Source organism: Peptoniphilus sp. (assembly GCF_034090345.1).
In the GTDB taxonomy this organism is placed as follows: Bacteria; Bacillota; Clostridia; order Tissierellales; family Peptoniphilaceae; genus Peptoniphilus.
In genome coordinates this window covers 1-7,703 of record NZ_JAXDSS010000110.1, presented here as the reverse complement: position 1 = coordinate 7,703, position 7,703 = coordinate 1, and the positions used below count along the sequence as shown (strand labels likewise).

General features: G+C 31.8%; 7 protein-coding genes. 6 read left to right on the top strand and 1 reads right to left on the bottom strand.

Features of this window, described 5'->3' with window-relative positions; genetic code table 11:
- From SOR77_RS08400 to SOR77_RS08385, 4 genes are all read left to right on the top strand, one after another.
- Positions 1 to 374, top strand: a 374-nt coding sequence (locus SOR77_RS08400) for an ATP-binding cassette domain-containing protein (RefSeq protein ID WP_320636662.1), incomplete at its 5' end; no start/stop codon positions are given.
- 2 nt (positions 375 to 376) lie between these two features.
- Positions 377 to 1,846: an ABC transporter ATP-binding protein gene (locus SOR77_RS08395; protein WP_320636661.1), complete on the top strand. Its 1,470-nt coding sequence runs from the start codon at positions 377 to 379 to the stop codon at positions 1,844 to 1,846.
- A gap of 5 nt (positions 1,847 to 1,851) precedes the next feature.
- Positions 1,852 to 2,553, top strand: a complete 702-nt coding sequence (locus tag SOR77_RS08390; protein WP_320636660.1) for an energy-coupling factor transporter transmembrane component T — start codon at positions 1,852 to 1,854, stop codon at positions 2,551 to 2,553.
- A gap of 24 nt (positions 2,554 to 2,577) precedes the next feature.
- Complete coding sequence (locus tag SOR77_RS08385) at positions 2,578 to 3,186, top strand: MptD family putative ECF transporter S component (protein WP_320636659.1); 609 nt, start codon at positions 2,578 to 2,580, stop codon at positions 3,184 to 3,186.
- Positions 3,187 to 3,734: 548 nt separating this feature from the next.
- Here the strand turns inward: SOR77_RS08385 and SOR77_RS08380 are convergent.
- Positions 3,735 to 5,798: a stalk domain-containing protein gene (locus SOR77_RS08380; protein ID WP_320636658.1), complete on the bottom strand. Its 2,064-nt coding sequence runs from the start codon at positions 5,796 to 5,798 to the stop codon at positions 3,735 to 3,737.
- 82 nt (positions 5,799 to 5,880) lie between these two features.
- Here SOR77_RS08380 and SOR77_RS08375 point away from each other — a divergent pair, with 82 nt between their 5' ends.
- The gene (locus SOR77_RS08375; RefSeq protein WP_320636657.1) at positions 5,881 to 6,618 is read left to right on the top strand and encodes a hypothetical protein; all 738 of its coding nucleotides are present in this window, start codon (positions 5,881 to 5,883) and stop codon (positions 6,616 to 6,618) included.
- Entirely contained in the window at positions 6,615 to 7,700 is a 1,086-nt protein-coding gene (locus SOR77_RS08370; RefSeq protein ID WP_320636656.1) for a tetratricopeptide repeat protein, read from the top strand. Before SOR77_RS08375 ends, SOR77_RS08370 begins: the two co-directional genes overlap by 4 nt.
- The last annotated feature ends 3 nt before the right edge of the window (positions 7,701 to 7,703 follow it).

Below are 7,703 nucleotides of genomic sequence, written 5' to 3'. Positions count from 1 at the left end.
TACATGATTTCATTATGAGTTTACCAAAAGGTTATAAAACTGATATTGGAGAAAATGGTGGGATTCTTTCAGGTGGACAGAGACAAAGAATATCTATTGCAAGAGCCTTTCTAAAGGATGCACCTATTTTAATTCTTGATGAAATGACAAGTAATGTTGATCCTGTAAATGAATCTTTGATACAAGATGCTATTACAGAACTTGCAAAGAATAGAACTGTACTTGTAGTGGCTCATCATTTAAAAACAATTCAAAAGGCAGATCAGATTCTTGTATTCCAAAAAGGAAGATTGCTTGAAAAAGGAAAACACGGAGAGCTTTTAGAAAAGCAAGGATACTATACAAAATTATGGAAAGCTCAGTACGAGGTATAGCGATGATAGTACTTAAGGATATTTCGTACAATATAAGCTCTAATGAGAAAATTCTTGATAACATAAACTTAGATATAAGACAGGGAGAGTTTATTGTTATTACAGGTAAGAGCGGTAGTGGTAAAACCACTCTTGGTTCGGTAATTAACGGACTTATCTCACATCGTTATGAAGGCACTTTAACAGGTGAAGTATATATTAATGGAAAGAGTATCCGTGATTTGGAGCTTTCACAAATAGGTAATAAGGTAGGTACTGTATTTCAAGATCCGAGAAGTCAGTTTTTTATGTTGGATTCATTCAACGAAGTTGCTTTTGGTTTAAGTAATATGCGATTGAACAAAGACGAGATAAAACAGCGGGTTAAAAACAGTTTACGAGTTTTCGGCATAGAACATTTAAACGAAAAAAGTATTTTTAAGTTATCCAGTGGGGAAAAACAGAAAGTGGCAATTGCATCGTGTTATGCAATAGAGCCGGATATCTATTTATTTGATGAACCTACTGCGAATTTAGATATACAATCCATTTTTGATTTAAGGGATATTTTGAGAGAGCTGAAGCAGATTGGAAAAACCATAATCGTATTGGAGCATAGATTGTTTTATCTTACGGAGTTATTGGATCGCCTCTTTGTGCTTAATGAAGGGGAAATTGTGGGAGAATATGCCTCCGGATATCTAATGGACATACAGAAGAAACATCAAGATATTAGAAATTTATATTTGAATGATTTGGAAGTTATCAATCAGAATCAGCCTAAGATAGAGGAAACGCCTATATTGAAAGTTGACAAACTCTCATACTTTCATACCAAAACAGAAAATGGCAGCATCCTAAAAGATATATCAATCACTGCATTTGGCAATGAAATTATAGGGATTATAGGTGAAAATGGAGTCGGTAAAACAACTTTTGGCAGACTTTGTGCAGGGTTGTTAAAGGAAAAAAGTGGAGATATTTTTATACAAGGAGAAAAATACACTCATAAAAAAAGATTAGGTCAGGTCTATTTCGTTATGCAGGATTCTGATTTTCAGCTTTTTGCAGGAAGTGTAAAGGAAGAACTCAGCATTGGAAAATCTAACGAAAAACTTACAGATGAGGAGAAAAATAGGATTTTATCAAAGTTTGGAATTTCGGATTTTGAGGATAGACATCCAATGACGCTGTCAAGAGGACAGAAGCAAAGATTGACAATTGCAACTGCGGTAAGTAGCGAGAGTAAAGTGATATTTTTTGACGAACCTACGAGTGGGTTAGACAAAAATTCGATGGATTTGGTATCTAAAAGCATTCTGGAAATTTCCGATGCTGATAAAGCCTTGTTTGTAATCTCTCATGATTATGAGTTCTTATTGTCTGTATGCAATAGAATTATTTATTTCCAAAATGGAAGTGTAGAGGCTGATTTTAAATTAAATAATGATACAAAGAAGAAACTTTGGAAACTTTTGAGTAAAGGCAGGTGATGAAAATGAATGTAAAAAAAGAATTAGATCCAAGAACCGTTCTTGGAATTGTGTTTATTTTCATCTTGCTTGGACTTGCTGTCAACAAGCCGTTATCATCGCATATTTTACTGCTTATTTGCAACATATATTTAATAACCTCAAAAGCATATCGGGAATGTGTTTTATATAGTTTGATTTATATAATAATTGCCGGATTGATGTTTTATATTCACCATATTCCCAATACTACATTGGCATTAACAATTGTTTCAATAAGCTATTTTGTTCAGAAGTTTTCAATTTCCATGATGATGATTGAATTTTTGAAGAAAAATACTTCAATGCCGTATGTTATATCTGCTATGCAAACAATGAAATTTCCAAATGTAATTGCAATTCCTTTTATTGTTATATGCAGATATATGCCAATATTGAAAGAAGATTATGGATACTTAAAAGACAGCTTAAAAATTAGAGGGGTTAAGACTTCCGGAATACAGTTTTTTATTCATCCTGTCAGATCGCTGGAATTTATGATTGTTCCCATTTTATTTAGGAGTATTCGAGTGGCTGAAGAACTGTCAACTTCGGTACTGCTTAGAGGAATCGAAAATTATAGAAACAGAACAAATATTTATCCGTTAAAATTTACAAAGATTGATGCGGCATACACTTTATTTACGGTGATTGCCGTGGGTGTATTGTTTTACTTGCAGTTTCAATAATAAATGATTTTTAGGAGGAAAATTATGAAAACAAATAAAAAGACAAATAAACTGAATGCCAAAGATTTTATTTTTATCGGAATTTTTGGTGCGGTTGCACTGCTCATTTTCTTTGTTACAGGAGCATTAGCAGCACTTACACTTTTTGGAACAGTAGCTAATATTCCTATTACATTGTTTTTTGTATCAATAGCATTCATGCTTTTGGTATCAAAAGTAAGGAAACCCGGTGTTTTTCTTATTATGGGAACAATTATTGTATTACCGGGGTTTATGGCAGCAAACGGAATTGGGGTAGGACTTTCAATTTTAGGATGGCTTATTGCAGAAATTGTAGCTTCAAAGATGAAATATAAAGACAAAATATCAATCGTAATACCATATGTAATTGGTTCAACATTACAATCCGCTCTATTTACATTGCCGATGTATATATCACACGGAGAATACTTTGTGCAAAGGAAAGAGATTTTACATTTGACAGATGAGGCATTACAACAATATTTACAATTTATGGGTTCATGGGGAATGTATGGTTCAATGGTAGCTTTAACAGTTATCACAAGTTTACTGGGAGCATTTATCTCCATGAAAATATTAAAAAAGCATTTTGAAAAAGCGGGAGTGCTTTAAATCAATCCTTATTAGGGTAGGAAACATTATTATAGATAATTACTATTTGGAATGTTGAGTCTATCATTAATATATAAAAACAGACATTTTTAGTAACGGTAATTAAAACAAAAGATCAAATTTAAAATATAATGTAATAAAATATTTTTTCATTTTAGAGTATTTATCATACTTATATGTAAAACTCCTTCTTTCATGCACCCGGTATAGCTGGGGTAGTGCCAACTGTTAGCGTAAGCAACGGTGCCATTGTGAGGTGTAATCTGAAGGAAGTCTGCGGTAAACTGTACATTTTATTTAATCATTTATATACATTTTAATACTAACATTTATAACATTAGTGCTAAATCATGCCATTGCAAACAAAGAAATAGCCAGTCTTGGATATTGATATGCCCTTAACTGGCTATTATTTGTAAGTATGTCGAAACTAAAGAACCGCCGTGTACCGAACGGTATGCATGGTGGTGTGAGAGGACGGGGGATTATTCAAATCCCTATCCTACTCGATTGAGCATTTTGCAACAACTCCTTTTTGTTTATTCAGTTTATTTAAGATCAACTAATGTAACGATTTTATCGGTATCATTGTATTCAACATTTAATCCAAGAGCTTCAGCTACAAATCTTATAGGAATAAATGTTCTGGAATCTTTAATTATGGATTTTGTGTCCATTTCAGAAGTTTTACCATTAAGTGAGTAAGTATTTTCGCCAACTTTTAAAGTAATTACAGAATCATTATTTGCTATCTTAACTACTTGGTTTTCAGAATCCCATTCAACTTGAGCTCCTATTGCTTCAGCTACAAATCTTACAGGAACCAATGTCCTTGAATCTTGAACAAATGGCACAGTGTCCATTTTTTTCTTTTCTGAATTTATAGAATAATCTTTTTTGCCAATTGTCATTTCAATAATTTTTGATGATGAGTCATAGATGGTAGTGGTTGAAGTTTTATCTCCAACTTTAATTGTAATTTCAGACTTATACAGGTCAGCTGTAGAAGATACAGTTAAATTTCCGTTTTCATCAAAGTTTCCAACAAAGCCGTCAATTGAATACTCCACAACTTTAGGACTAAGCACTATTGTCCTACCATCTTTCAATTTAGCTTCTGTAGTGACATTTAGAGTTTCACCATCAGCTATTCTCTTTTTATCAACTTTAGCAGTTAGTTTTACAATTTCATCAAATCCTTTAACGGTAATTTCCTTTGTAGATGTCAATCCGTTTGATGTAGTTAAAGTAGCAGTTACACTACCTGGATTGAGACCTAATAGGTAAGAACCAAAGAATTTAGCGCTTTCATTATTACTACTATCATATTGATAAGTCCAAGAAGATATATCAATAGGGTGTAAATTTTCATCCCAAGCACCGACAACATCATATAGTGCGCTTTCTCCAACTAAGATTGAATCAGGACCTTTGAATTTTATTCCCTTAGGCACTCCAGTAGCAGGAGAAGTGTTAAAAATTCCTATACCTGATACAACTTTTCTTTCAGAAGAATTTTTTTCGGGGTTTATAACTCTACTTCCTGTTTGACTACCAAGTTCTTTAAGAAACATTGCAGTTGAACCGCCACCATCAAGGTTTACAGCTTTGTTACACCCTATTGAAATCATAAAATCTGACAACTCACCAAGAGTAAGTCCCGCAGAACGAGAAGTTCTTCCCTCAGCAGCAGCTAAATATATTTTTTTGCCATCTGCAGAAATTCCAACGGCAGTTCTAGCTCTTCTTCCGCCAAGTACATTTATGTCTTTTGTATATTTTACAGCTTGTCCGTTATTTACCAATAGAGCATGCCCACCAACCATAAATTTGAAATCATAGTTAGGAGTGATTTTATAGTCTACTTTAATTTTATCTCCAACTTTTACGTTAGTGTTTATAAAATTTAAAGCTTGACCGTCGACTTGTAAAATTTGTTTTCCATCAGGAACAGCAAAATCGAAATTTTTACCTTGAGAAATCGCTTCAACAGTTCCATCAGAATTTACCAATACTTCGCTATTTTTCTTTTCGCCTCTTGAAGCAGAAGCCCAAAAGTCATTGTAAACTTGAATTTTATTTTCGTGTGAATATTCTCCTGTACCATCATACCAGTAGTAAGATCTATTAAGACCATCAATAGGATAAGATACATTATTTTGTGCTATAACTTTACCTTCAAAGTAAGTTGTATCTATTATGGCTCTGTTATCAGACGTAATACCTAAAGTATGACGGTCTGTATAAACACTTGGAGAGCTCACCAATCTTCCGTCAATAATTGAAGCGTTATCAGGAGCACCTTGAAGTAACATATTAAAATAATCTGCATTTACAAGAGCGTTGGCATTAGTTCTTTTTGCCATTGACGATACAGTGGCACGTTGAGTGTATTTACCATCTCCTGCAACAACTTTTAAATTAAGATAAGGATTGTTTAAATCAAGCTCAATTACTTCCACTTTAACGTTTTTATTTTGATAGGTTACATCATGACTAACTCGAGTAGCACCAGGGCTGAACTCTTCTCGTAAAACTTCCTTTGCATACACATTTGAGTTTAAAATCAATAAGAAAATAAACACAAAATATGACAATTTAAATTTTTTCATAACTACCTCCATTGTTATATTATAACTTCTATTGAAAATAAGTTCTACAAAGGATATATTAAATATTAAAAGAGGTGATATTTTGTTATTAGATGATTTAAAAATGGTATATTCAAAAGCGTTTAGAGAAACAGTCAGCAGATTAAAAAATAATCCTATAATGCTAATAGTGCCTGGAGCATATTCAGTTCTTTATTATTTAGCAAATAGACTTGTTGCAGGGTTTGCAAGTGGCATAAGTGGACTTGCTTATGGATTTATTGTGCCGATAGTTGGAGTGTTAATACTATCAAGTTATTATGAAATACTATCTGATTTAAATGCGTTTGGAAAAATAAGTTTTAGGAATTTTAAAAGTTCTTTCACAAGAAATTTCATGGCGATTTATTCAGTTCTATTTATAATGTTTATTATCTCTAATATAATGAGACTTGAAACAACGATTTTATTTCTATTGACAGTTATAATTTTTATAGTGTTTAATCCTATAGCAGAGACAATCTATATAAGAGGAGAAAACTATATTGATGCATATTCATATTCAGCTAATTTTATGAAAGAGAATTTAGTTCATTGGATACTTCCTCTTATAGCTTATCTGGGAGTAGTGCTTGTATTGACAAATATAAGTGTTGTTTTTAGTTTGATTTCTAATGTAGTTAATATACCTATGGGAATAGGATATATGTCAGTGAATAATGTAGCGTTCATAATTGTAGAATTAATAACTTCTTTCTATGCAGTATTTAGAGGAGCTTTATTTAATATACTTTCAAAATCAACAATGAGAAAAAGAGCATATATGGGTGGATTAGATTGATAGAAAAAAAAATAAAAGAAAAAATTAAAGATGTGGTATTTATAGAATTAAAAAATACGGTAAAAGTAAAAAACATTGAGATAAAAAAGGAAATACCCCTCCCGGTTAAAATGACAAGCCTATTAGAAGGCATTCAATCGGGAAAACTAGAAGAAGAATTTGACCTTTTAAGAGTTACAGAGGGAATAGTTTTTTTACTTGGCATAGAGCCGGATTTTAAATATAGGGAAGAATACAAGGAAATAACTGCAAATGTACATTCTAATTTAAAAGATTACATTCTGTATTTGTCAAAATATTACTTGGATAATGGAAAGCTAATAGAAAGCTATATCTATTTAAATGCACAAGATGTGTTGTTTGAATATGATTCAGATTTATATTTTACAAGACTAGGGGTATTAGAACAGATATACAATCAAAATTTATATAGCCTTGAAGATGAAGAAAAACAAAGTATAATAGCTAAGCTACTAAAGGGATATGAAGAAATCAATAAGAAAGAAGAATATCCTTTGGCATTTTATAAACTAGGATATCTTAATGCCGGACTGAAAAATTATCTAAAAGCTATGTTATACTTCAAAAAGTTTCTAAATTATGAAGGAAATGAAGAATTGAAAAATGAAGTTCGTATAAATTTGGAAGAAATAGAAGACAATGCACGAATGGAAGAGGGAGAAGCCTATTTAAGATATGGGAAATTCAAAGAAGCTGAAAATGCATTTAACAAAATAAGTAAGTCTTATTACGAATTCGACAAGGTTATATATTATAAGAGTATTATTAATTACCACTTAGGTTATTATGAAGAAGCAAATGCACTTATAGAAGAGGTATTGGAAATAAATAATAGAGAAGAATACTATAACCATGCTGCTCTAGTGAATGTAGCTTTAGAAAACATAGACAAGTCAATATATTGGTATGAGGAAGGATTAAAAGAGTTTGAAAGAAGCTATACATTAAATTATAATTTGGGACTGCTATATTACAATTTAAAAGATGAAAAATATAAAATATATTTCAAAAAAGCTTATGAGATAGAACCCTCAGACCAATTGTTATCACTAATTAAATAGACT